This is a genomic window from Cupriavidus oxalaticus, from assembly GCF_004768545.1.
Taxonomy (GTDB): Bacteria; Pseudomonadota; Gammaproteobacteria; order Burkholderiales; family Burkholderiaceae; genus Cupriavidus; species Cupriavidus oxalaticus_A.
The window spans coordinates 2969368-2990871 of the sequence record NZ_CP038635.1 but is presented as its reverse complement, the minus strand read 5'-3'; the positions used below and the strand labels follow the sequence as shown (position 1 = coordinate 2990871).

At 65.8% G+C, this 21504-nt stretch carries 20 protein-coding genes; 11 read left to right on the top strand and 9 right to left on the bottom strand.

The annotated features are described in order from the left end of the window. Positions 1-6: 6 nt before the first annotated feature. Both E0W60_RS24665 and E0W60_RS24660 read left to right on the top strand, forming a co-directional pair. On the top strand, positions 7-1140 hold the full coding sequence (locus E0W60_RS24665; RefSeq protein WP_135706306.1) for a hybrid sensor histidine kinase/response regulator: 1134 nt from the start codon (positions 7-9) through the stop codon (positions 1138-1140). Next, a complete protein-coding gene (locus tag E0W60_RS24660; protein ID WP_133092290.1) occupies positions 1137-2144 on the top strand; it encodes a response regulator in 1008 nt (335 codons plus the stop codon). The genes E0W60_RS24665 and E0W60_RS24660 overlap by 4 nt, the downstream gene beginning before the upstream one ends. 71 nt (positions 2145-2215) lie before the next feature. On the opposite strand, the gene secF is transcribed toward E0W60_RS24660, so the two are convergent. From secF to queA, 5 genes are all read right to left on the bottom strand, one after another. Then, positions 2216-3187, bottom strand: coding sequence for a protein translocase subunit SecF (gene secF / locus E0W60_RS24655; RefSeq protein WP_133092289.1), 972 nt, complete (start codon positions 3185-3187; stop codon positions 2216-2218). A gap of 50 nt (positions 3188-3237) precedes the next feature. Beyond that, positions 3238-5109, bottom strand: a complete 1872-nt coding sequence (gene secD / locus E0W60_RS24650) for a protein translocase subunit SecD (RefSeq protein ID WP_133092288.1) — start codon at positions 5107-5109, stop codon at positions 3238-3240. Between the two features lie 217 nt (positions 5110-5326). Next, the gene (gene yajC / locus E0W60_RS24645; protein ID WP_133092287.1) at positions 5327-5653 is read right to left on the bottom strand and encodes a preprotein translocase subunit YajC; all 327 of its coding nucleotides are present in this window, start codon (positions 5651-5653) and stop codon (positions 5327-5329) included. A 223-nt stretch (positions 5654-5876) separates the two neighbouring features. After that, complete coding sequence (tgt, locus tag E0W60_RS24640) at positions 5877-7007, bottom strand: tRNA guanosine(34) transglycosylase Tgt (RefSeq protein WP_133092286.1); 1131 nt, start codon at positions 7005-7007, stop codon at positions 5877-5879. Positions 7008-7021: 14 nt separating this feature from the next. Next, positions 7022-8110 (bottom strand): tRNA preQ1(34) S-adenosylmethionine ribosyltransferase-isomerase QueA, encoded by a 1089-nt coding sequence (queA, locus tag E0W60_RS24635; RefSeq protein ID WP_135705903.1) that lies wholly within the window; start codon positions 8108-8110, stop codon positions 7022-7024. A 228-nt stretch (positions 8111-8338) separates the two neighbouring features. Here queA and recG point away from each other — a divergent pair, with 228 nt between their 5' ends. From recG to ubiA, 6 genes are all read left to right on the top strand, one after another. Then, positions 8339-10540 (top strand): ATP-dependent DNA helicase RecG, encoded by a 2202-nt coding sequence (recG, locus tag E0W60_RS24630; protein WP_135705902.1) that lies wholly within the window; start codon positions 8339-8341, stop codon positions 10538-10540. A 111-nt stretch (positions 10541-10651) separates the two neighbouring features. Then, the gene (locus E0W60_RS24625; protein WP_133092283.1) at positions 10652-11602 is read left to right on the top strand and encodes a LysR substrate-binding domain-containing protein; all 951 of its coding nucleotides are present in this window, start codon (positions 10652-10654) and stop codon (positions 11600-11602) included. 402 nt (positions 11603-12004) lie between these two features. Further along, positions 12005-13447: a catalase gene (locus tag E0W60_RS24620; RefSeq protein WP_135705901.1), complete on the top strand. Its 1443-nt coding sequence runs from the start codon at positions 12005-12007 to the stop codon at positions 13445-13447. A gap of 45 nt (positions 13448-13492) precedes the next feature. Further along, positions 13493-13687 carry a hypothetical protein gene (locus E0W60_RS24615; protein ID WP_135705900.1) on the top strand — a complete coding sequence of 65 codons (195 nt, stop codon included), beginning with the start codon at positions 13493-13495 and terminating at the stop codon, positions 13685-13687. Between the two features lie 92 nt (positions 13688-13779). Next, entirely contained in the window at positions 13780-14265 is a 486-nt protein-coding gene (locus E0W60_RS24610; RefSeq protein ID WP_010815054.1) for a Dps family protein, read from the top strand. A 141-nt stretch (positions 14266-14406) separates the two neighbouring features. Beyond that, positions 14407-15264 (top strand): 4-hydroxybenzoate octaprenyltransferase, encoded by an 858-nt coding sequence (ubiA, locus tag E0W60_RS24605; protein ID WP_133092381.1) that lies wholly within the window; start codon positions 14407-14409, stop codon positions 15262-15264. 674 nt (positions 15265-15938) lie between these two features. Here ubiA and proC read toward each other — a convergent pair. Together proC and E0W60_RS24595 are read right to left on the bottom strand one after the other, a co-directional pair. Further along, the gene (gene proC, locus E0W60_RS24600; protein ID WP_135705899.1) at positions 15939-16772 is read right to left on the bottom strand and encodes a pyrroline-5-carboxylate reductase; all 834 of its coding nucleotides are present in this window, start codon (positions 16770-16772) and stop codon (positions 15939-15941) included. Positions 16773-16811: 39 nt separating this feature from the next. Then, entirely contained in the window at positions 16812-17501 is a 690-nt protein-coding gene (locus E0W60_RS24595) for a YggS family pyridoxal phosphate-dependent enzyme (protein ID WP_133092278.1), read from the bottom strand. Positions 17502-17566: 65 nt separating this feature from the next. On the opposite strand from E0W60_RS24595, the gene E0W60_RS24590 reads away from it, so the two are divergent. The 3 genes from E0W60_RS24590 (at position 17567) to E0W60_RS24580 (ending at position 20389) form a co-directional block, all read left to right on the top strand. Then, the gene (locus E0W60_RS24590) at positions 17567-18610 is read left to right on the top strand and encodes a type IV pilus twitching motility protein PilT (RefSeq protein WP_063240245.1); all 1044 of its coding nucleotides are present in this window, start codon (positions 17567-17569) and stop codon (positions 18608-18610) included. A 69-nt stretch (positions 18611-18679) separates the two neighbouring features. Further along, positions 18680-19819 carry a PilT/PilU family type 4a pilus ATPase gene (locus E0W60_RS24585; RefSeq protein WP_133092277.1) on the top strand — a complete coding sequence of 380 codons (1140 nt, stop codon included), beginning with the start codon at positions 18680-18682 and terminating at the stop codon, positions 19817-19819. Between the two features lie 75 nt (positions 19820-19894). After that, the gene (locus tag E0W60_RS24580; RefSeq protein ID WP_135705898.1) at positions 19895-20389 is read left to right on the top strand and encodes a glutathione peroxidase; all 495 of its coding nucleotides are present in this window, start codon (positions 19895-19897) and stop codon (positions 20387-20389) included. Position 20390: 1 nt separating this feature from the next. On the opposite strand, the gene E0W60_RS24575 is transcribed toward E0W60_RS24580, so the two are convergent. Then, the gene (locus E0W60_RS24575) at positions 20391-21080 is read right to left on the bottom strand and encodes a helix-turn-helix transcriptional regulator (protein ID WP_135705897.1); all 690 of its coding nucleotides are present in this window, start codon (positions 21078-21080) and stop codon (positions 20391-20393) included. A gap of 34 nt (positions 21081-21114) precedes the next feature. Beyond that, positions 21115-21486, bottom strand: a complete 372-nt coding sequence (locus tag E0W60_RS24570; protein ID WP_205751636.1) for a VOC family protein — start codon at positions 21484-21486, stop codon at positions 21115-21117. Between the last annotated feature and the right edge of the window lie 18 nt (positions 21487-21504).

Genomic DNA, 21504 nt, shown 5'->3' with positions numbered 1-21504 from the left:
AGTACCATGACCGAGGTGCAGCAAGCGCGGCCGACCCTGCTTTACGTCGACGACGAAGACATGGCGCGCAAGTATTTCGCGCGCGCGGTGGGCTCGGAGTATGAGGTACTCCTGGCCGCCAGTGCCGAGGAGGCGATCGCCACGCTCGCCACGGATGGCGCGCGCATTGCCGTCCTGGTAACCGACTTTCGCATGCCCGGCCGCGATGGCGGCGAGCTGCTGCGCGAAGTGGCGCAACTGTACCCGCAGATCGTGCGCATCCTGGTGACGGCGTATGCCGACAAGGACATGCTGCTGCAGACGGTCAACAGCGGCGAGGTGTTCCGCATCCTGGAGAAGCCGCTGAGCGTGGCGCAGGTGCGCGAAGTGCTGCGCCTGGCCGGCGAGCGCCACCGCGAACGCGCGCTGCGCCAGCACCGGCTGATGGCGATCGACGAGACCCTGGCCTTCCTGGCGCACGAACTGAACACGCCGCTGGCGGCGATCGCCAACTTCGCGCGCGGCATCGAAAGCCGGGTCGCGGGCGAGTACAGCGAGCAGCGCCAGGGCGAGATCGGCCAGGCCGCCAGCGCCATGCATGACAACGCGCAATATTGCCTGGCGGTGCTGTCGTCGTTCCTGCAGTCGGTGCGCAGCAGTGCCGGCAGCAAGGCGGCGCGGCCCGAGCCCGGTGCCGAGGTCAGCGCGGGTGCGCTGGTGGCGTCGCTGCTCGATACCTATCCGTTTTCCGGCGACCAGCGCCAGTGGGTGCAGGTCGAGATGCACGGCGATTTCCCGGTGCAGACGCTGCCCAACTGCGTGGCGCTGGTGCTGTCCTCGGTGATGAGCAACGCGCTGCGCGCGCTTGCCGGCACGCCGTCGCCGGCGCTGCGCTTCGTGGTGATGGCCCACCCGCACCAGGAAATCCATATCAGCGACAACGGACCCGGCATCCCGCCCGAGGTGATGGAGCGCCTGCTGGTCGATCCCGTGACCACCCACGCCAGCGCCGGCGGCAGCGGCCTGGGCATGATTTTCTGCAACCGCGTCATGCAGTCCTTTGGCGGCGGCATCCGGATCGCATCCGCGTCCGGCGCCGGCACGACCGTGACGCTGGACTTTCCAAGTTTCAAGAATCGAATGATTAGGAGTGACCGATGAGCGAACCGAATGCCACCCAGGCACCACCCCCGGCGATTCTGTTCGTCGATGACGAAGCCACCGCCGTCAAGTATTTCCAGCGCGCCATCGGGGCGCTGGCACCGGTGGTGACCGGCGGTTCGGTGGAAGAGGGCAAGGCTCTGCTGGACGCGCACGCCGACAGCCTGGCGGTGCTGGTGTCGGACCAGCGCATGCCCGGTGAATACGGCAACGAGCTGCTGCGCTATGCGCGCGAGCGCTATCCGCACATCGTGCGCATCCTGACCACGGCTTATTCCGAGCTGGACCAGACCGTCGAGGCGGTCAACCAGGGGCAGATCCACCGCTATATCAAGAAGCCGTGGGACATCACCGCGCTGCGCATGGAGCTAAAGCAGGCGCTGGAGCTGTCCGGGCTGCGCAAGGAGCGCGACCAGCTGGTGCGAGAGAAGCTGGCGGTGCTGCAGACGCAGACCGTGGCCACCCGCATCGGCATGCTGCATGCGCTGTGCGCGAGCCTGATCGGCCCGGGCCGTTTCCAGCCGGTGGAGACCTACCTGGCGGCGGTCGACCTGGCCGGCGCACGCAATGCCGACCCGGACTGGCAGCGCATGGATTATGCCGACCTCGTGCGTGCCGAGGCCGAGCGCAGCGGCACCTTCGGCCATGCAGTGGCCACGCGCCTGGCGGCGCTGCGCAGCGCCAACGCGGGCAAGGGCGCGGCCGATGCGGTCGCGGTCATTGCCGACACGCTCGGCAGCGACGTGGTGCGCCGCGATGGCGACTCGGTGGTGTGGACCACGCCGGCCACGCTGGCGGAGTTCCTGGCGCAGCCGGTAGGTACGCCGGTATCGCCGCATCATGCGGCCTGGCTGGCGAGCCTGCTGTGGCTTGACGAGGTTGGCGGCGCGGTGCAGTTCGCGCGCGATGGCGACACTATCCTGTGCCGGACAGCGCCGCGCACCGAGACCTTCGCGGCTGACCGGCTGGCGGCGTGGATCGAGCGATTTTCGGAACCGGTTTGATCCGTCTGTATCTGCTCCAATAAAAATGGCGCCCCGCAGGGCGCCATTTTTTTTACCGGGGCTGCAGGGCGTCAGGCCTGCGCACCGAAGTTCGGATCGTTGCGGTCGGTCGACTCGCCTTTCCTGTCGGTCTTGACCAGGTCCTCGCGCTTCACGCCCAGCCACATCGCCAGCGCCGCGGCCACGAACACCGACGAATAGATACCGAACAGGATACCCACCGTCAGCGCCAGCGCGAAGTAGTGCAGGGTCGGGCCGCCGAAGAAGAACATCGACAGCACCATCATTTCGGTCGAGCCGTGGGTGATGATGGTCCGCGACATCGTGCTCGTGATCGCGTGGTCGATGACCTCATGCGTGGTCATCTTGCGGTACTTGCGGAAGGCCTCGCGGATCCGGTCGAAGATCACCACCGACTCGTTTACCGAGTAGCCCAGCACCGCCAGGATCGCCGCCAGTACCGACAGCGAGAACTCCCACTGGAAGAAGGCGAAGAAGCCCAGGATGATGACGATATCGTGCAGATTGGCGATGATGCCGGCCACCGCGAATTTCCATTCGAAGCGGAACGACAGGTAGATCACGATGCCGGCCACCACGAACAGCAGCGCCAGCAGTCCGTCGGTGGCCAGCTCCTTGCCGACCTGCGGGCCGACGAACTCGACGCGCTGCAGCTTGACGTCAGGCGACGCCGCGGTCAGCGCGCCCATCACCTGCTCGCTCTGCTGGGCCGAGGTGGCGGGCTTGCCGTCCGGGCCCTTCTGCAGCGGCAGGCGGATCATCACGTCGCGCGAGGTGCCGAAGTTCTGCACCTGCACGTCGGTATAGCCCAGCTTGCTTACCTGGCCGCGGATCTTTTCCAGGTCGGCCGCCTGCTGGTAGCTGACCTCCATCACCGTGCCGCCGGTGAATTCGATCGACAGGTGCAAGCCTTTTTGCCAGAGGAAGAACACGGCCGCGGCAAACGTCACGAAGGAGATCACGTTGAAGATCAACGCGTGCTTCATGAACGGAATGTCGCGCCGGATGCGGAAGAATTCCATGTTGAATCCTGTTCTGTACTGCTAGTTTGCTGATCGACTGTCCTGGCCGCTTACTTGGCGACCGGGGTGTCAGAGGCGTTGCCCGGCTTCCAGATCTGGCCGATGGCCACGCTCTGCAGCTTCTTCTTGCGGCCGTACCAGAGGTTGACCAGGCCGCGGTTGAAGAACACCGCCGAGAACATCGAGGTCAGGATGCCCAGGCAGTGCACCACGGCAAAGCCGCGCACCGGGCCCGAACCGAAGGCCAGCAGCGCCAGGCCGGCGATCAGCGTGGTCACGTTCGAATCCAGGATGGTGGCCCAGGCGCGGTCGAAGCCGACCGCGATGGCCATCTGCGGCGACGCGCCGGCGCGCAGTTCCTCGCGGATGCGCTCGTTGATCAGCACGTTGGCGTCGATGGCCATGCCCAGCACCAGCGCGATAGCGGCGATGCCCGGCAGCGTCAGAGTGGCCTGCAGCATCGACAGCACCGCAATCAGCAGCAGCAGGTTCACGCCCAGCGCCACCACCGAGAACACGCCGAACAGCATGTAGTACAGGATCATGAACACGCCGATGGCGGCAAAGCCGTAGGCGACCGAGTCAAAACCCTTCTGGATGTTGTCGGCACCCAGCGACGGGCCGATGGTGCGTTCTTCGATGATCTCCATCGGCGCGGCCAGCGAGCCGGCGCGCAGCAGCAGCGCCAGGTCGTTGGCGGCTTCGGTGGAGTAGGAGCCGGTGATCTGGAAGCTAGAACCCAGTTCGGACTGGATCGTCGCCACCGTCAGCACTTCGCCCTTGCCCTTTTCGAACAGCACGATCGCCATCGGCTTCTTCAGGTTCTCGCGCGAGACGTCGCGCAGCACGCGGCCGCCCTGGGCGTCGAGCTTGATGTTGACCGAAGGCTGCTGGTTCTGGTCGAAGCCGGCGGAGGCGCTTTCGATGCGGTCGCCGGAGAAGATGACCTGCTTCTTCAGCACCACCGGGGCGCCGTTGCCTTGCGTGAACAGCTCGCTGCCGAACGGGACCGGGTCGCCCGGGCGCGGGCTGCGCGGCGCGTCGTTGTCGACCAGGCGCGCTTCCAGCGTGGCGGTGCGGCCGATGATGTCCTTGGCCTTGGCGGTGTCCTGCACGCCCGGCAGCTGCACCACGATGCGGTCGGCGCCTTGTTGCTGGATCACCGGCTCGGCCACGCCGAGTTCGTTAACGCGGTTGTGCAGCGTGGTGATGTTCTGCTTGACCGCGGCATCCTGCACGGCCTTGCGGGCCACTTCGGTGAAGGTGCCGACGACGTTGTTGCCGTCCATGGCGAAGGCCACTTCGCGCAGGTTGTCGGCCAGCAGGGCACGTGCGCGGTTGCCTTCGTCGGCGTTGTTGAAGCGCACCGTCAGGCGTTCGCCGTCGCGGTCGATGCCGCCGTGGCGCATGTTCTTGTCGCGCAGCAGCGTGCGCGCGTCGCCGGCCAGGCTGTCGAGCTTCTTGTCGACGGCGCCCTTCATGTCGACCTGCAGCAGGAAGTGCACGCCGCCGCGCAGGTCCAGGCCCAGGTACATCGGCAGCGCGTGCAGCGAGGTCAGCCAGCGCGGCGAGCCCGACAGCAGGTTCAGCGCGACCACATAGGTAGGATCGGCGGCGTCCGGGTTGAGCGCGCGCGACAGCACGTCCTTGGCCTTGAGCTGCTCGTCGGTGGTGCGGAAACGCGCCTTGACCGAGCCGGACTGGCCGGAAATGTCGAAGAACACGCCGTCAGGCTGCAGCTGGTTCTGCGCCAGGATCTCTTCGACCTGCTTCTGCATCGACAGGTCGACCTTGACCGTGGCCTTGCCCGAAGACACCTGCACGGCGGGTGCCTCGCCGAAGAAGTTCGGCAGGGTATAGAGGATGCCGATGGTCAGCGCCACCAGGATCACGAGGTATTTCCAAAGCGGATAACGATTCATCTCGGGCCAGTCATTCAGCGGTTGGCGGGGCCGGCGCAGGCGTGGCGCGCCACGTCGGCGGGGCCGAACCGGTTTGGCAAACAGCCGCCTGGCAGCCACGGAACGGAGCCACGAGGCTCCGGCGGGCTGGATCAGGCGGCTGCCGGGGCATGCGCGAACGGGCATGCCGGAAAAGACAAAGGCGGGAGTCGCTTAGTCGATCGGGGCGATCGGCGGATCAGAGCGCCTTCAGCGAACCCTTCGGCAGCACCGCGGTCACGGCATTCTTCTGCACGGTAATCTCGGTGCCTTCCGAGATTTCCAGGCTGACGTACTGGTCGGTGACCTTGGTCACGCGGCCCAGGATACCGCCGGCGGTGACGACTTCGTCGTTCTTGGCCAGCGCTTCGAGCATTGCCTTCGCTTCTTTCTGGCGCTTCATTTGCGGGCGGATCATGATGAACCACAGCACCGCAAACATCAGGATGATGGGCAGGAAGCTCATCAGGCCGCCAGCCGCGCCGCCGGCACCGGCGGTCTGGGCATATGCGTTAGAAATCAGCACGTTGATTCTCCGTCACAAAAGTCAGTCAAGTAATCGATCATTCTACCATTCGCATTCCGCCCGCCTTTGGCATTCTAGGGCGGAATACGGGTTTCTTCGGGGTGCCTTCGGGGCGACTCGCGGCTGATGCCGGCGAGCACAGCGCGGGATGCCGGATGTCGTCTCCGGGCAACCCCGGTATTCGACCGGCAGCGGCACGAAAGTTCGCGCCGCTGCACGGATTTCACTGCGTGCCGCGGGCGCGGTCAGACGCAAACTGGCGGCGGAAGTCGGCGAAGCGGTGATGCTCGATCGACTCGCGCACCTCGCGCATCAGCTGCAGGTAGTAGTGCAGGTTGTGGATGGTATTCAGGCGCGCGCCCAGGATTTCGCCGACCCGGTGCAGGTGGTGCAGGTAGGCGCGCGAGAAGTTGCGGCAGGTGTAGCAGGCGCAGCTTTCGTCGAGCGGGCGCGGGTCGTTGCGGTGCGCGGCGTTCTTGATCTTGACGTCGCCGTAGCGGGTGAAGAGCCAGCCGTTGCGCGCATTGCGGGTCGGCATCACGCAGTCGAACATGTCGACCCCGGCGGCCACGCCAGCGACCAGGTCCTCGGGCGTGCCCACGCCCATCAGGTAGTGTGGCTTGTTGGCCGGCAGGCGCGGTGCCACGTGCTCGAGCACGCGCATCATGTCTTCCTTGGGCTCGCCCACCGACAGGCCGCCGATGGCGAAGCCGTGGAAGTCCAGCTCGGACAGGCCCGCCAGCGATTCATCGCGCAGGTCCTCGTACATGCCGCCCTGGACGATGCCGAACAGCGCATTGGGGTTCTCCAGCCGCTCGAACTCGTCGAGGGAGCGCTTGGCCCAGCGCAGGCTCATGCGCATCGACTTGGCCGCTTCCTCGTGCGTGGCGGGGCGGCCGTCGATCTCGTACGGCGTGCACTCGTCGAACTGCATCACGATGTCCGAGTTCAGCGTGCGCTGGATCTGCATCGAGATCTCGGGCGAAAGGAAGAGCTTGTCGCCATTGACCGGCGACGCGAAGGTGACGCCATCCTCGGTGATCTTGCGCAGATCGCCCAGCGAAAACACCTGGAAACCGCCGGAATCGGTCAGGATCGGCTTATCCCAGCCGATAAACTTGTGCAGGCCGCCATGGGCGTTGACCACGTCCAGTCCCGGGCGCAGCCACAGGTGGAAGGTATTGCCCAGGATGATGTGCGCGCCGATCTCGTTCAGTTCCAGCGGCGACATGGCCTTGACCGAGCCATAGGTGCCCACCGGCATGAAGATCGGGGTCTCGACCACGCCGTGGTTCAGCGTGACGCGGCCGCGGCGGGCGTTGCCGTCGGTGGTAATGAGTTCGAAGTTGAGCATGCTTATGTCAGGGTTCAGGCCGCGGTTTCTGCGGGTTCCGCGGTATCGGCATCATTCCGGCGGGTCAGCAGCATGGCGTCGCCATAGCTGAAGAAGCGGTAGCGCTGCTCGACCGCATGGCGGTAAGTGGCGCGGATGGCTTCCACGCCGGCCAGCGCCGACACCAGCATCAGCAGCGTCGACTTGGGCAGGTGGAAGTTGGTGATCAGGGCATCGACCAGCCGGAAACGGTAGCCCGGGGTGATGAAGATATCGGTGTCGCCGCTGCCGGCGGTGAGCGTTCCATCAGGCTGCGCCGCCGATTCCAGCGCGCGCAGCGAAGTGGTGCCGACCGCGATCACGCGGCCGCCGCGGGCGCGCGTCTCGCGCACGGCCTGGGCCAGTTCCTCGGAGACGGCATACCACTCCGAATGCATCTTGTGCTCGGCCAGGTTCTCGGTGCGCACCGGCTGGAAGGTGCCGGCACCCACGTGCAGCGTCAGGAAGGCGCGGCGCACGCCGGCGGCATCCAGCCGCGCGAACAGCGCGTCGTCGAAGTGCAGGCCCGCGGTCGGCGCGGCCACGGCGCCAGGATTGCGCGCGTAGACGGTCTGGTAGCGGGTCTCGTCGTAGGCGTCGGGGTCGTGCGTGATATACGGCGGCAGCGGCAGGCGGCCGTAGCGCTCGATCAGGTCCAGCGCCGGCTCGGGGAAGCGTAGCGTGAAGAACTGGTCCACGCGTGGTCCGACCGTCACCGTGAAGGCGTCTTGGGCCAGGTGCAGAGCGCTGCCCTCGCCGGGCGTCTTCGAGGCGCGCACCTGGGCCAGCACGGTATGCGAGTCCAGCACGCGCTCGACCAGCACCTCGACCTTGCCGCCGCTGGGCTTGTGGCCGAAGAAGCGTGCCTTGATCACGCGCGTGTCGTTGAAGACCAGCAGGTCTTCGCGGCGCAGGTAGTCGACGATGTCGCTGAAGGCGCGGTCGACCAGGCGCACCGCATCGGCGGTGTCGGCGGGCGCGAGCCGTTCCACCACCAGCAGCCGGCTGGCGCTGCGGTCGGGCAGCGCGCTCTGGGCGATCAGTTCTGGCGGCAGCGGAAAATCGAAATCGGAAAGCGTCAACATCGTGGAAACGGCGCGCGGGGCCCGCGACGGGTCGGAAAGCGAGGCACAAAGCGGCACTCGCCGCCCGTAGTGGCGGCCGGCATGGGTACAATCGGCGAATCCGATATTGTAAGGCCACGGGCGTGCTTGCCGCCGGGCCGGGCGTGATACCGGCTATTTCGGCTATTTGCCGGCGTTCCTGCCCATGCCCGCTGCCCCAGCCGTCCCTGCCGCCTGTCTTCGCTGCCGATGCCCGGAACCGCCACCGAAACGAACGACCTGTCCGCCGATGCCGCCAAGGAGGCGGCCGCACCCGCGCGTGGCAAGGCGGGGGAGGGCAAGGGCAAGCCCGCATCGTCCACCACCTCGTCCGCCACCTCGTCGGCGGCAGCGCGCCTCGCCAAGCTCGGCCTGCGCCGCCCGGTCGACCTGGTGCTGCACCTGCCGATGCGCTACGAGGACGAGACCACGCTGGCGCCGATCGCCGATGCGATCCGCCGCGCGGGGCTCGGCCAGCCGGCGCAGGTGGAAGGCGAGGTCATCTCCAACGAAGTCACGTTCCGTCCGCGCCGCCAGCTGGTGGTCAAGATTGCCGACGCGTCCGGCGAGCTGACGCTGCGCTTCCTCAACTTCTACGGCAGCCAGACCAAGCAGATGGCCGAAGGCGTGCGGCTGCGCGTGCGCGGCGAGATCCGCGGCGGCTTTTTTGGTGCCGAGATGGTCCATCCGACGGTGCGGCCGGTGGTGGAGGGCGAAGCGCTGCCGGACCGGCTGACGCCGGTGTATCCGTCCACCGCGGGCATCGCGCAGGCCTACCTGCGCAAGGCCATCGGCGGCGCGCTGTCGCGCACGCCGATGCCGGAGACGCTGCCGCGCCCGGTGCTGCAGGGTCCGCTGGCGCGCCTGCACCTGCGCCCGCTGGCCGACTGCCTGCGCCTGCTGCATGCGCCGCCTCCTGAAGAAAGCGAAGCGGCGCTGGCCGACCGCACGCATCCGGCCTGGCAGCGCATCAAGTTCGACGAACTGCTGGCGCAGCAGATCTCGCTGCGGCGCGCGCACGCGGCGCGGCGCGAGAAGACCGCGTCGACCATGCCGCGCCGCGAAGGCGGCCTGCTGACGCGCTTCCTGGCGGCGCTGCCGTTCCGGCTGACCGGCGCGCAGGAACGCGTGGTGGCCGAGATCGCCGCCGACATGGCGCGCCCGCACCCGATGCATCGGCTGCTGCAGGGCGATGTGGGCAGCGGCAAGACCATCGTCGCCGCGCTGGCGGCGTGCCAGGCGATCGACGCCGGCTACCAGGCCGCGCTGATGGCGCCGACCGAAATCCTGGCCGAGCAGCACTTCCGCAAGCTGTCGGCCTGGCTGGAGCCGCTCGGCGTGCCGGTGGTCTGGCTAGCCGGCAGCCTGAAGGCGCGCGACAAGCGCGTGGCCGCGGCACGCGTGGAGTCGGGCGAGGCGCAACTGGTGATCGGCACCCATGCGCTGATCCAGGACACGGTGCGCTTCGCGAAGCTGGGCCTGTCGGTGGTCGACGAACAGCACCGCTTTGGCGTGGCGCAGCGCCTGGCCTTGCGCGGCAAGGCGGGCGCGACCGATGTGCCGGCGCCCGATGTGCCGGCGACCGACACCGTGCCGCACCAGCTGATGATGTCGGCCACGCCGATCCCGCGCACGCTCGCCATGACGTATTACGCGGACCTGGACGTATCCGTGATCGACGAACTGCCGCCGGGCCGCACGCCGATCGTCACGCGCCTGGTCAACGACGAGCGGCGCGACGAAGTGATCGCGCGCATCCATCACGCCGCTGCAGAAGGCCGCCAGGTCTACTGGGTTTGTCCGCTGATCGAGGAAAGCGAGGCGCTGCAGCTGCAGACCGCGGTCGAGACCTATGAAACGCTGGTGGCCGCGCTGCCCGACCTGCGCGTCGGGCTGGTGCACGGCCGTCTGCCGCCTGCCGAAAAGGCCTCGGTGATGGATGACTTCAGCGCCAACCGCATGCAGGTGCTGGTCGCCACCACGGTGATCGAGGTGGGCGTGGACGTGCCCAACGCCTCGCTGATGGTGATCGAGCACGCCGAGCGCTTTGGCCTGGCGCAACTGCACCAGCTGCGCGGCCGCGTAGGGCGGGGCAGCGCCGAATCGGTGTGCCTGCTGATGTACCAGGCGCCGCTGTCGCCGACCGCGCGCGAGCGGCTGGCGACCATGCGCGAGACCACCGACGGTTTCGAGATCGCGCGCCGCGACCTGGAAATCCGCGGCCCGGGCGAGTTCCTCGGTGCGCGCCAGTCGGGCGAGGCCATGCTGCGCTTCGCCGACCTGCAGACCGACGCGTGGCTGGTGGAGTACGCGCAGGAAGCGGCCGAGCTGATGCTGGCACAGTTCCCCGAAGCGGTGGAAGCACACCTGTCGCGCTGGCTCGGCGGGCGCGAACACTACCTGAAGGCCTGATTGCGCCGGTGCTTGTGCCGCATCGTACGCATGCCGCACAAATCCCGGGGGCGCTCTGACAGATCCCGGAATCGAAGGTAAAATCTATCGCCTACCCGGAATTGATAAGTCATGACGCTCACTGAACTGAAGTACATCGTCGCCGTGGCGCGCGAGCGCCATTTCGGCCGGGCCGCCGAAGCCTGCTTCGTGTCGCAACCGACGCTGTCGGTGGCCATCAAGAAGCTGGAAGACGAACTCAACGTGCAGATCTTTGAGCGCGGCACCTCCGAGGTGTCGGTGACCAACATCGGCGAGCAGATCGTGGCGCAGGCCCAGCGCGTGCTCGAGCAGACCATGGCCATCCGCGAGATCGCCAAGCAGGGCAAGGACCCGCTGGCCGGGCCGCTGCGCGTGGGCGTGATCTACACCATCGGGCCATACCTGCTGCCATCGCTGGTCAAGCAGATGATCGGGACCGTGCCGCAGATGCCGCTGATGCTGCAGGAGAACTACACGCACAAGCTGATCGAGCTGCTCAAGCAGGGCGAGATCGATTGCGCGGTAATGGCCGAGCCGTTCCCCGATTCCGGCCTGACGGTGCGTCCGCTGTACGACGAGCCCTTCGTGGTCGCCGTGCCGCGCGGCCACCAGCTCGCCGAGGCGCGCGCGATCGACCCGGACGAGCTGAAGCGGCAGACCATGCTGCTGCTGGGCAGCGGCCACTGCTTCCGCGACCATGTACTGGGCGTGTGCCCGGAGCTGTCGCGCTTCTCGCAGGCCGCGGATGGCATCCAGAAGACGTTCGAAGGCTCCTCGCTGGAAACCATCCGGCATATGGTGGCCAGCGGCGTCGGCATTACCGTGCTGCCGCGTACCTCGGTACCCGACCTGAAGGCCAAGGGCGACATGCTGTCGTACGTGCCGTTCGCCGATCCGGTGCCTGACCGCCGCGTGGTGCTGGCCTGGCGCAAGAGCTTCACCCGCCTGCCGGCGATGGAAGCACTGGCCAATGCCGTGGCCGCCTGCGAGCTGCCCGGCGTGCGCAAGCTCGATGCCAAGGAGCTCGCGGAAGCCGCCTGATCCTCCAACCAGACGCAAGCCAGAGGCCGCAACGGGCTGTCCGTTGCGGCCTTTGTTTTTCTGTCCCCGCAGTACGGCATTTTCGGAGCCTGCCTTCGCTCCATCACTTTGCGCCGGCATGAAACCGCGGCAAGTCGAATAGATTTGACCTAATACATAGGTATAAATAATTAAATTCTCAGCGTAATAGTTTGTTTGTAGACTGCCTTCTACCATGCCGACTGGCATCGAACCAGGCAAGGAGCCGATCATGAGCACCAGTGCCCAGTCCATTTCCGGCACAACGATCAAGCGCCCGTTCTCTCTCCGCATGGGGCGCTACCTGCTCGATTGCCTTGCCTGCTACGCCGCCGCCAACTGAGGCGGAATTCTCTTCCAGCCCACCCACAACAAGAGGAATAGATGAGCAAGAAGGACACTCTCACCACGGCAGCCGGCGCACCCGTTGCCGACAACCAGAACTCGCAGACCGCCGGCCCGCGCGGCCCGATGCTGCTGCAGGACGTCTGGTTCCTCGAAAAACTGGCCCACTTCGACCGTGAAGTCATTCCGGAGCGCCGCGTGCATGCCAAGGGCTCCGGTGCCTACGGCACGTTCCGGGTCACGCACGACATCACGAAATACACCAAGGCCTCGATCTTCGCCGAAATCGGCAAGGAAACGCCGCTGTTTATCCGCTTTTCGACCGTCGCCGGCGAGCGTGGCGCGGCCGATGCCGAGCGCGACGTGCGCGGGTTCTCGGTCAAGTTCTATACCGATGAAGGCAACTGGGACGTGGTGGGCAACAACACGCCGGTGTTCTTCGTGCGCGATCCGCTCAAGTTTCCCGACTTCATCCACACGCAGAAACGCAACCCGCGCACCAACCTGCGGGACCCGATCGCGGTGTGGGACTTCTGGTCGCGCCATCCGGAATCGCTGCACCAGGTCACCATCCTGATGAGCGACCGGGGCCTGCCGCAGAACTATCGGCAGATCCACGGCTTCGGCTCGCATACGTATTCGTTCATCAACGCCAGCAACGAGCGCTTCTACGTCAAGTTCCACTTCAAGTCGCAGCAAGGCATTGCCAACTGGACCAATGAAGAGGCGGCCAAGGTGGTGGCGAACGACCGCGAGAGCGCGCAGCGCGACCTGTTCGGGAATATCGAGCAGGGCAACTTCCCGCGCTGGAACCTGCGCGTGCAGATCATGCCGGAGGCGGACGCGGTCAGGTACCACATCAACCCGTTCGATTTGACCAAGGTCTGGCCGCACAAGGACTACCCGCTGATCGACGTAGGCGTGCTGGAGTTGAACCGCAACCCGGACAACTATTTTGCCGAGGTCGAGCAGGTGGCGATGAATCCCGCCAATATTGTGCCGGGCATCGGCTTTTCGCCCGACAAGATGTTGCAAGGCCGCCTGTTCTCGTACGGCGACACGCAGCGCTACCGGCTCGGCATCAACCACCACCAGATCCCCGTGAATGCGCCGCAATGCCCGTTCCACAATACCTTCCACCGCGACGGTGCGATGCGCGTGGACGGAAACCAGGGCGGCAAGCTGAACTACGAACCGAACCGCGAAAGCGCCTACAGCGCCAGCGAACGCGCGATCGAGCCGCCGCTCGCGCTCGACGGCGCGGCCGACCGCTGGGACCACCGCGTCGACACGGACTACTACAGCCAGCCCGGCGCGCTGTTCCGGTTGTTCGACGAGGGCCAGCGCCAGCGTCTGTTCGCCAATATCGCGGCGGCAATGCAGGGCGTGCCGGAAGAGATCGCGCGCAAGCAGATCGAGCACTTCACCAAGGCCGATCCGGCCTACGGCGAGGGCGTGAAGCGCGCGCTTGACCTGAAGTAACCGTCTGGCGCGGCTGGCATGGCCGCCGCGCCTGGGAGAACCACCATGGCAATGATCCGGTTCTTTATCGACGAGTGGCGCAAGCTTTGGCATGACGGCCATGACAAGCCCGAGCGCCCCGATGCCGCGCGGCTGCGCCACAAGCTGTGGCGCAAGGAAGTCGGCGTCGGCGTGATCCTGATCGGCGCCGCGGTGGTCTTTATCGAGATAGTCCGGGGTTTGTCCGGGATCGCCGGCTAATGCAATAATGCGGGTAACGCGCCGCCCGGAACCGTGTTTTCAGCAATTCCGGCGGCGCTCCTCGTGCTTTACCAGAACGGAGCGTACCTACCATGGCAAAGAAGAATGAGATGAGCGTGAACATCGGTATTTCCGACAAGGACCGCAAGAAGATCGCGGAAGGCCTGTCCAAGCTGCTGGCAGACACCTACACCCTCTACCTCAAGACCCATAACTTCCACTGGAACGTGACGGGGCCCATGTTCAATACGCTGCATCTGATGTTCGAGACGCAGTACACCGAACTGGCGCTGGCCGTGGATTCGATCGCCGAGCGCATCCGCGCGCTGGGCTATCCGGCACCGGGCACCTACAAGGAATACGCCCGCCTGTCGTCGATCGCCGAAGAAGAGGGCGTGCCCGAGGCGACCGAGATGATCCGCAAGCTGGTCGAAGGCCAGGAAGCCGTGGTGCGCACCGCACGCTCGCTCTTCCCGGTGATCGACGCCGCCGGCGACGAGCCGTCGGCCGACCTGCTGACCCAGCGCATGCAGACGCACGAGAAGACCGCGTGGATGCTGCGCGCGATGCTCGCCTGACGCCTTTGAGCGACTTCCGGCCGCGGCCACGCGGCGGCCGGCATTGCGCGCTGCAGCCATCCGGGCTGTGGCGCGTTTTCATTGACTCTTCCTTCCCGGATCCCCGCCGTGCAGTCCCTGTCGCCATTGCCTCCTCCTCCCATGCTTGAACGCCTTTCCCTCTACGCGCGCCTGGTGCGCATCGACAAGCCGATCGGCACGCTGCTGCTGTTGTGGCCGACGTTGTGGGCCATGTGGATGGCAGCCGGCGGGCCGCCGTCGTGGGGATTGTTCTGGATCTTCGTGGCAGGGACGTTTTTGATGCGCTCGGCGGGATGCGCGATCAATGACTGGGCGGATCGGGATTTTGACAGGCATGTGAAGCGGACCAAGGAGCGGCCGCTGACTGCCGGCAAGATCGCCGCCTGGGAAGCGCTTGCTGTTGCTGCGGTGCTGGCGCTGGTGGCGTTTACGCTGGTGCTGCCGCTTAATGCCTTGACCAAGTGGCTCGCCGTGGTGGCGGCGGTAGTGGCGGGGACTTATCCGTTCTTCAAGCGGTTCTTTGCGATTCCGCAGGCTTATCTCGGGATTGCATTCGGGTTTGGCATTCCGATGGCGTTTGCCGCGATCCAGGATCAGGTGCCGCCGGTGGCGTGGCTGATGTTGCTGGCCAATGTGTTTTGGGCGGTGGCTTATGACACGGCTTATGCGATGGTGGATCGGGATGATGATCTGCTGATCGGGATGAAGACTTCGGCGATTACGTTTGGTCGCTTTGATGTCTTTGCGATTATGGTTTGCTATGCGGCGTTTCTGGTGCTGATGGCTTTGGCAGGATTAATGCTGGGACTTGGGTGGCCGTATTGGGTTGGGCTGGCTGCGGCGGGTGTTTGTGCGGGGTATCACTACACGCTGATCCGGGGGCGGGATCGGATGAGGTGTTTTGCTGCCTTTCGGCATAACAATTGGCTGGGGGCGTGTGTTTTTGTTGGGACGGCGTTGGCTTATTTGATTGTGTGATTCTTGATTGATGGCCGACGGCTCATGCTATTGATGACATGTTGTCGGCTGTTTTAGTGCTCGCATATCGCTGCTTGTGACATGCTGTCGGCCGTTGAACCGCCTGGTTCCGCCCTCCTGGGCGGGTCACTTTTTGCCCGAGCGGCAAAAAGTAACCAAAAAGCGCGTTACGGCCCTGCGGGCGGCCACTCTTACGTAGTGTGCCGGGGCTTTCGTACGGGGCTTTGCTTCGTTGCGGGGCAGGACTGCCTGACGCCGTGGTGCGCCACGGTGGCTCTGGATTGACGCGATGTTTGAACGAGCCCAGAGCTGTGAGTGGCCCCTGCTGCGGGCGTTCCTGTGTTGACGCCTGCAGCAGGCGGCCTACGCCCGGCATGGGGATAGTTCAATAGTGGGTCGACGTAGCCGCTATCCCAGACTCACCTGGCGTAGCAGGTCCGAACCACTAGCCACATCGAACGGAAATCACCACCGCCCGAACCACCCACGCCGATAACTTGATAGCCAGCCGCTCAGGCGACACGTTTTTTGGTTACTTTTTGTCGCTCGGACAAAAAGTGACCCGCCCAGGAGGGCGGAACCAGGCGCTTCAACGGCCGCAGCATGTCACCAACGGCGACAGCGGACACCTAAACGCCCGACAGCATGTCATCAGCAGCGAAAGCCCACGAGCACTAGTCCTTCCCAAACTCCCCCCCCATCTCCGCCCCCCGAGCCGCGGCAGCATGCATCGCGCGCACGAAAGCATCACCAATCCCAGCCGCCTCCATTGCCGTCAGCGCGGCATAAGTCGTACCGCCCTTTGAAGTCACCCGTTCCCGCAGCGTCGAAACCGCCTCCGAAGACTGCCCAGCCAGCGCCGCAGCACCGCGAAAAGTCTCAACCGCCAGCTCGCGCCCCTGCTCCGCACTCAGTCCCAGCTCAGTAGCTGCCCGCTGCATCGCCTCGATGAAATAGAAGACATAGGCCGGGCCACTACCGGAGATGGCGGTGACGCCATCGATCTGCGCATCATTCTCGACCCACACACACTTGCCCACAGCCTGCGCCACGGCGCTGGCAACATCCCGGTCAGCCGACGACAATCCTTCCGCCGCCGCCAGGCCAGTCATCCCCATCCCCGCCAGTGCCGGCGTATTCGGCATCGCCCGCACCAGCCGGTTGCGTCCACCCAGCCACCGCTGCATGTCCTGCAACCGGATCCCGGCCGCCACGCTGATCACCAGGTTGCCATCGCCCGCCGGCAGGTATGGCAGCAGCTGCGCCGCAGCCTCGCGGAACTGCTGCGGCTTGACCGCCAGCACCAGCACGTCACTGGCGCCGAATGCCGCATCCGGCGCCCCCGCGGCATGGACGCCGAGATCGCGCGACAGGCGCTGCTGCGCCTCCGGGAAAGGATCGACCACGCGGATCGAACCAGCGGGAACGCCGCGGGCGATCAGGCCGCCGATCAGCGCGGAGGCCATATTGCCGCCGCCGAGAAAGCCGAAGGTGAGGGTATCGAGCATGGGTGTCTCTGCAGTGTCTGGATTGATATTGGCGCCGGCTCAGCCGCGCGCACCGAAGATCGCGGTGCCGATCCGCACCAGGTTGGCGCCCTCGGCGATGGCGGCTTCCATGTCGCCCGACATGCCCATCGATAGCGTGTCGAGGTCCAGGCCGTTCTCCCGTAGCCCGCCCAGCAGCGCGCGCATGGCGGCAAACGGCCGCCGCTGGGCAACGGGATCGTCTTCAGGTTCGGGAATCGCCATCAGGCCCCGCAGCCGCAGGCCGGGCAGCGCGGCCACGGCCTGTGCCAGCGCCGGCACCTCAGCCGGCGCGACGCCGCTCTTGCTGGCTTCGCCACTGATATTGACCTGGAGGCAGACCTGCAGCGGCGCCATCCCGGCCGGGCGCTGCGCCGACAGCCGCTCGGCGATCTTGAGCCGGTCGATGGCATGCGCCCAGTCGAAATGCTCCGCCACCGGTCGCGTCTTGTTGCTTTGCAGCGGGCCGATGAAATGCCACTGCAACCGGCCCCGCAAATCGGCCAGCGCGGCGATTTTCTCCACCCCTTCCTGGACATAGTTCTCGCCAAAGGCGAACTGACCGGCCTCGGCGGCGGCGCGTACGCGGTCAGCGGATACGGTCTTGGAAACGGCCAGCAGGGCGATGTCGCCGGGCTGCCTGCCAGCCTGTTGTGCGGCCGCCGCAATGCGCTGGTTCACGGCTTGCAAGTTGGCGGCAATCACAGACATAATCCGGCGGACATATAAGAAGTACTTAAAGTACTGATAACTATTTCAGGGTGGGGTCATTATAGATGGACATCGCGCAGCTATTGGCTTTCGCCGTCAAGAACAAGGCGTCCGATCTTCATCTGTCATCGGACATGCCGCCGATGGTCCGGATCCACGGCGACATGCGCCGGATCAATGTCGCGGCGATGGCGCACAAGGATGTCCACGCCATGGTGTACGACATCATGAGCGACACCCAGCGCAAGCTCTACGAAGAACGGCTGGAAATCGACTTCTCGTTCGAGATTGCCGGCCTGTCGCGCTTCCGGGTCAATGCCTACAACACGCAGCGCGGCGCCGCCGCGGTGTTCCGTACCATTCCCTCCAAGGTCCTGACGCTGGAAGAGCTGCGCGCGCCGGCGGTGTTCGCCGACCTGTGCATGAAGCCGCGCGGACTGGTGCTGGTGACGGGGCCGACCGGTTCAGGCAAGTCCACCACGCTGGCGGCGATGGTCGACCATCGCAACGAAAACGACATGGGCCACATCCTGACGGTGGAAGACCCGATTGAATTCGTCCACAACTCCAAGAAAAGCCTGATCAACCAGCGCGAGCTGGGGCCGCACACGCATTCGTTCGCCAACGCGCTGCGCTCGGCGCTGCGTGAAGATCCGGACGTCATCCTCGTGGGCGAATTGCGCGACCTGGAAACCATCCGCCTGGCGCTGACCGCGGCCGAAACCGGCCACCTCGTCTTCGGCACGCTGCACACCAGTTCCGCGGCCAAGACCATCGACCGTGTGGTCGACGTGTTCCCGCCGGAAGAAAAGGACATGGTGCGCACCATGCTGTCCGAATCGCTGGAAGCGGTGATCTCGCAGACGCTGCTGAAGACCCGCGACGGCAACGGCCGCACGGCCGCGCACGAAATCATGATCGCCACGCCGGCAATCCGGCACCTGATCCGCGAGAACAAGATCGCGCAGATGTACTCGATGATGCAGACCAGCAGCGGGCTGGGCATGCAGACGCTGGACCAGTGCCTGTCGGACCTGATCAAGCGCAGCGCCATCAGCTACAACGACGCGCGCGCCATTGCCAAGAACCCCGACGCATTCATGGGCTGAGGCCCGCACCGACGCTTGCCTCCTGGCCGCCGCACGCATGCGGCTGCCGCACTCCTGCAGGACACCGCCATGCTCGATCGCGAATCCGCCGCCAAGTACATCAACGACCTGCTGGAGCTGATGGTCAGCAACCGCGGCTCGGACCTCTTCATCACCGCCGACTTCCCGCCGGCGATCAAGGTCGACGGCAAGATCACTCCGGTGTCGCAGCAGCCGCTGAACCCGACGCAGGCGCTGGGCCTGGTGCGCTCGGTGATGAACGAGCGGCAGGTGCAGGACTTCGACACCAGCCGCGAATGCAACTTCGCCATCACCGCGCCCAAGGCGGGGCGCTTCCGGGTGTCGGCGTTTATCCAGCAGGGGAAGGCCGGCATGGTGGTGCGGACCATCAATACGCGGATTCCGTCGGTGGCGGACCTGGACCTGCCCCCGACGCTGCATGACATCGTGATGTCCAAGCGCGGCCTGGTGATCGTGACCGGCGCGACCGGGTCGGGCAAGTCGACCACGCTGGCGGCGATGCTCGACCACCGCAACGCGCATTCCTACGGCCACATCATCACCATCGAGGACCCGATCGAATACGTGCATGCGCACCAGAACTGCGTCGTCACGCAGCGCGAGGTCGGCATCGATACCGAGTCTTGGCACGTGGCGCTGAAGAACACGCTGCGCCAGGCGCCCGACGTGATCCTGATCGGCGAAATCCGCGACCGCGAGACCATGGAGTACGCGATGCAGTACGCGGAAACCGGCCACCTGTGCCTGGCCACGCTGCACGCCAACAACGCCAACCAGGCGATCGATCGCGTGGTCAACTTCTTCCCCGAGGAAAAGCGCCAGCAGTTGCTGATCGACCTGTCGCTGAACCTGAAGGCGATGGTGTCGCAGCGGCTGCTGCCGCGCGCCGGGCGCAAGGGCCGCGTGCCGGCGGTGGAGATCATGATCGGCACGCCGCTGGTGGCCGACCTGATCTTCAAGGGCGAGATCCACGAGCTGAAGGAAGTCATCAAGAAATCGCGCGAGCAGGGCATGATCTCGTTCGACCAGGCGCTGTTCGACCTGTACGAGGAAGGCAAGATCACCTATGAGGATGCGCTGCGCAATGCCGACTCGCTCAATGACCTGCGCCTGATGATCAAGCTGCACAGCGCGCGCGCCAAGGACACCGACCTGGGCGCCGGCACCGAGCACCTGAACGTGATCTAGAGTCCGGCTGCCGTGCACGCCAGCGCGCATGGGCGTATGCTTCGGCCACGAGCAAGCAGTCCGCAGGAGTCTGCCATGAGCAATATCTACCAGTTCGATGCCAATTCGCTGTCGGGGCAACCCGTGCCGCTGTCGCAGTTCCACGGCAAGGTGCTGCTGGTCGTCAATACCGCCAGCGAATGCGGCTTTACGCCGCAGTATGCCGGCCTGCAGAAGCTGTATGAGGAGTATCGCGAGCGCGGGCTGGAAGTGCTGGGCTTCCCGTGCAACCAGTTCGGCAAGCAGGAGCCGGGCGATGCGCAGCAGATCGGCCAGTTCTGCGAATCGCGCTTCAGCGTGAGCTTCCCGATGTTCGCCAAGATCGACGTCAACGGCGAGCAGGCGCATCCGCTGTACCGCTGGCTCACCACCGAGAAGCGCGGCGTGCTGGGCACGCAGGGCATCAAGTGGAATTTCACCAAGTTCCTGGTGCGGCGCGATGGCACGGTGTACGAACGCTACGCCCCGACCACCAAGCCGGAAGAGCTGCGCAAGGATATCGAGACGCTGCTGTCCGATCCGGCGGCCTGAGCTACGCGCCGCTGGCGCGCACCGCGCGCAGGAAGCCGTTGAGCGACCGGTCCGGGGTTTCATGGAAATGGTCGTCCAGCATGCGGATGGCGCGGCAGCGGTCGAGGCGGAAGCTGCGGTAGTCCGAGCGCGTGCTGCACCACGCCGCCAGCAGCCACGCATTGCCCCAGAAGAACAGGCCCAGCGGCATCACCACGCGTTCGGTGATGCGCTGCTGCGCGTCGCAGTAGTCGAGCAGCAGCAGCTTCTGCTCGCCCAGCGCGCCGTGCACCACGTCGAAGGCCTCGCGCACGTGCGACTGGTTGACGTACTCGGGTGCGAACACGCGGCTTTGTTGCGCCGCCAGCCGGCGCGGCGGGGGCAAGGCGGCGACCAGCTTCTCCAGCGCCGGATCGGCCGCGGCGGCGAGCGCGCCGCCGCCCCAGGCTTTCAGCAGCCGCAGGCCGGCCACCAGCGCTTCCACTTCCATGGCACTGAACATCAGCGGCGGGACATCGAAATCGGCGCGCAGCCGGTAGCCGATGCCGGCCTCACCCTCGACCGGCACGCCTGACAGCGACAGCGCCTGGATATCGCGATAGACCGTGCGCTCCGACACGCCGAGCCGCTGCGCCAGCAGCGCCGCCGTGGTCAGGCGGCGGCCGCGCAGGACCTGGACGATCTGGAAGAGGCGATCGGCGCGGCGGCTCATCCGTGGCGGCTTCCCTTATGTGGCACAGGTTCCCTTATCCGGCAAATGGCTCGTGCAGCCCGATGCGGTTGCCTTCGCTGTCGATGATATGCGCGATGCGGCCGATCTCGCCCGGCAGGCGCAGCGGCCCGAACACGGTCTTGCCGCCGGCGCGCGCGGCGCGCTCCAGCAGCGCGTCCAGCTCGGGTGCGTGCAGGTAGGGCACCGTGCCGTAGTAGTTGCTGGGACGGTAGCCTTCGCCGGCAACCAGCGCGCCGCCGGGATCGGGGTGCGGGAATACGGCCATGTCGACCTGGCTCATGGTCTCGCGGCGCAGCCTGGTATCGAAGACTTGTTCGTAGAATCCGATGGCGCGGACCATGTCGACGACAGGGATCTCCAGCCAGTTGATCAGACGGTTGCTCATGACGGGCTCCTTGGTTCC